Source organism: Burkholderia sp. 572 (genome assembly GCF_040545135.1).
Lineage (GTDB): Bacteria > Pseudomonadota > Gammaproteobacteria > Burkholderiales > Burkholderiaceae > Burkholderia > Burkholderia cepacia.
Genome location: NZ_JBEPLH010000061.1, coordinates 1 through 1,801 on the forward strand (window position 1 = coordinate 1; position 1,801 = coordinate 1,801).

Sequence of the window (1,801 nt, forward strand, 5' to 3'; positions counted from 1 at the left end):
CGATCGGATCGCTATAGGCCGGATAGATAAACGCGAGTCGTCTATCGCCACCAGTCTGCGCTTGCGGTTTGCGGGTGGACCATAGAGAAGTCCATACTCCAGATTTCATTGGTCGCCGTCACGATATGCTTCGGTTGTCGTAACGGCACCGATTTGTTGCGTCGTGGGCGCTTATGTCGCAACGACAGGCCTTCCGCACGATACAGCGCTTTAGACGCGCGTGGCTGTGATCTCCTTGATACGCCGCAGATCTTCGTCAGGCTGGTTCGATCGCGACCGCGCGATTCGTTGATTAACATGCGCCGACGGGCTGGTTTTCGAGTTCTTTTGCCAGGACGTCCAGCTACATGGCCTTGTTCAGACTGACATTTGCTGCCAGCCGTTTCAGCTTCGCGTCTTCCTCTTCAAGCTGCTGCATCCGGCGTAGTTCGGAGGGCCCCAGCCCTCGGAACTTCTTCTTCCAGTTGTAGAACGTCGCTACTCTGATCCCGAACTGCAACAAATCTCTTCGATCTTCGTGCCCAACTCCACCGGCTTCGGTGCAAACGCGATCTGCTCTTCGGTGAACTTGCTCCTCTTCATGGCATGGCCTTCGTGTCCGCCTGGAAACATCAGCACGGTTTTCTCTACTTTTGAGCCGAACTGCCTCTCGAGTCGGGGGCAGATCCGCCAAAAATCGGACAAATCCGAACTTCGGCACTCATTTGTCATATTGTCCGGCCCAGTGCGCGCGACTAATCTCAATATAAAGTCGATATGTATTGACGGCGTATCAGAGTCATTCGGTCCAATGCATCACACTCGGCTTCGCGTGCGAAGCCTGATATGGAGCAATGCCGCCGGCTACCGGAGACGAGATATGCATTCGCTTATGCGCTACATTTCCCTCGTTGAAAACCCTACATCACCATGAAAATCCTCAACGTCGTCTTTGCCGACGATCATTCCGCCATCATGGCCGGACTTCGCATGCATGTCGACAATCTGCCAGGCACTCGGATTATCGAGGAGGCACAGAACTCCACTGTGCTAGTAGATTTGCTCGACGCACAGCCTTGCGATGTGATCGTTGTCGACTACGCGATGCCCAGCGGACGCCTTCGCGATGACCTCGCGCGGCTGGAACTCCTGCGCCGCCACTATCCTGATATCGCCGTTGTCGTCTACACGGCAATTGAAGCTCCCGCGTTGCTGGAAGCGATACATCAGCGCGGTCCACGCGCAGTCGCCAGCAAAAGCGAGCCACCGGTGAAAATCGCGGCCGCGATCCGAAATGTGGCGGAAGGCCCCCTGACGGTGGATCCTTCCCCACAGGCGCTTGTCCCGCGTGCCAAGCGCTCCCGCAAGCACATTGCCACGGGCATCCCGAGGTTAACCCGACTTGAAGCGGAGGTAGTGCGACTGTACGTCTCCGGCCTCACCATCAATGAAATTGCACAGCAGCGCAATCGCACCAAGCAAACCATAAGCGCGCAAAAGCAGAGCGCCAAGCGCAAGCTGAACATCACGCGCGACTTTGATTTGATCCACTATATGACGGAAAAAGGCTTTGCCACACTCAGCGAAGCGGCCGCAATGCGCTATTCGGACGATCAGCAAGACAAGTAGCCGCCCCACCTTTCGAGCCAAGCGTTCTTGCCGTGCAGTTGCTTGAGTACGCAGGCCTGCTTCGATTACAGGCCTACGTACTGACTCGATCTGCTCCATTGTTGATGTCCACGCAGAACTGACCCACCTGAGGCAGTAATTTTCATCGAATTTTGACCCACGTGATTGAATGCCCTGCTCAATCTTTGAGCAG

The 1,801-nt window shown here is 55.5% G+C and carries 1 protein-coding gene and 2 pseudogenes; 1 reads left to right on the forward strand and 2 read right to left on the reverse strand.

The genetic code is table 11. The annotated features are described in order from the left end of the window. Window positions 1-86: 86 nt before the first annotated feature. Window positions 87-203: pseudogene (locus ABIC51_RS40975) on the reverse strand (IS3 family transposase); the annotation flags it as partial. A 143-nt stretch (window positions 204-346) separates the two neighbouring features. Then, a pseudogene (locus tag ABIC51_RS40980) lies at window positions 347-582 on the reverse strand (transposase); the annotation flags it as partial. 327 nt (window positions 583-909) lie between these two features. On the opposite strand from ABIC51_RS40980, the gene ABIC51_RS40800 reads away from it, so the two are divergent. After that, window positions 910-1,608, forward strand: a complete 699-nt coding sequence (locus ABIC51_RS40800) for a response regulator (RefSeq protein ID WP_354007110.1) — start codon at window positions 910-912, stop codon at window positions 1,606-1,608. The last annotated feature ends 193 nt before the right edge of the window (window positions 1,609-1,801 follow it).